We start from the raw sequence: 1,409 nt of genomic DNA, 5'->3' as shown, positions 1-1,409 counted from the left end.
CACTGGCACCGCCAATCACAATGTTTTGTGGCGTGAGCGGCTTCAGGATCACGGTGTAAACAATGGCGTAACCCACAAAGGTGGCAAAGGTGAGCCACATCGTGAGGGGGTTCACAAACACATACAGCACCAACGACCCCAAGGCACACAAACCAGCTGAAAACAGCAAAGCCTGGCGGTCGCTCAGCTCGCCTTTGGCGGTGGGCCGCCAAGAGGTGCGTTTCATCTTGGAATCGATGGTTTTTTCAACCAGGCAGTTGAAGGCCGCCGCAGCCCCCGACACCAGCCAGATGCCAATACAGGACCACAAACCCAACTTCAATTCGTCCAGGCTGGGCACGCCAGGCACGGCCAGCACCATGCCGATCAGGGCACAGAAAACGATCAATTGAACCACGCGCGGTTTGGTCAGCGCGTAATACTGTTGCCAAACATTCATGGGCAAACGGGCGGTGGCGACGGTCATTCGGCAAGCTTTTTGGAAAGGGGGGCAGGGCCTGAATTATCAGCCCGGCTGACACTCAAGGCCCAGGTCAGGGTCAAGACCATGGCCGCGGCACCGCCGGTGTGCATCACAGCGGCCAGCAAGGGCCAGCCCAACACCACATTGCTCAAACCAGTGGCGAACTGCAAGGCACTCAGGCCCAGCAACCAACGCCCGGCCACGGCCAAGCCCGGCTGCACCCGCAATCGCCAGCCCACCCACAACAGCACAGCCAACACCAGCCAAGCGGCCGAGCGGTGCACAAAATGGATGGACGCCAGCGCCGAGAACGGCAGCAATTGGCCCTCAGGCGTGTAACCCAACTCGCGCCAGATGCTGAAGCCTTGCCAGTTCATCTGAGGCACCCACTGCCCGTGACACGTCGGGAAATCGGGGCAGGCCAGCACGGCGTAGTTGGTGCTGACCCAGCCACCCAACGCGATTTGCAACCACAACAAGCCAAAACCCAGCCACAGGCCTTTGCGCAAGGCGCCAGGCAGTGGGCGTGAACCGGCGCCGTCGTACCGCACAGCTTGCGCCATCAACAAGGCCAGCAGGCCAATGCCAAACATCAGGTGCAAAGTGACGATGGCCGGAAACAGCTTCATGGTGACTGTGAGCGCGCCAAAAGCCCCTTGTAAACACACCCACACCAGGGTGAGCGTCGGCAGCCAAGGGCTGACTTCGCGGCTATTTCGGCGTAACCACCAGGTCATAGCAGCCAAAGTCAAGATCAAGACGCCAACACCGGTGGCCAGATAGCGGTGAACCATCTCAATCCAGGCTTTGCTGTGCGTCACCGGCCCTGTTGGCATGGCTGTCTGTGCCGCAGTGATTTCCACTTTGGCACCGATGGGCGTGGCGCTGCCGTAGCAACCCGGCCAATCGGGGCAGCCCAATCCAGAATCGGTCAGTCGGGTGAAGG

The 1,409-nt window shown here is 60.3% G+C and carries 2 protein-coding genes; both read right to left on the bottom strand.

Annotation, left to right across the window (positions count from 1 at the left end):
* A partial coding sequence (locus Q0341_RS06480; protein ID WP_299511326.1) for a UbiA family prenyltransferase occupies nucleotides 1-466 on the bottom strand: 466 nt, incomplete at its 3' end.
* On the bottom strand, nucleotides 463-1,409 hold a 947-nt coding region (locus Q0341_RS06475; protein WP_299511325.1), incomplete at its 5' end, for a COX15/CtaA family protein. The genes Q0341_RS06475 and Q0341_RS06480, both read right to left, overlap by 4 nt.

Source organism: uncultured Limnohabitans sp. (assembly GCF_937889215.1).
Classification (GTDB): domain Bacteria; phylum Pseudomonadota; class Gammaproteobacteria; order Burkholderiales; family Burkholderiaceae_C; genus Limnohabitans_A.
The sequence above is the reverse complement of the archived record's forward strand: the minus strand, read 5'-3'. Positions and strand labels throughout refer to the sequence as shown.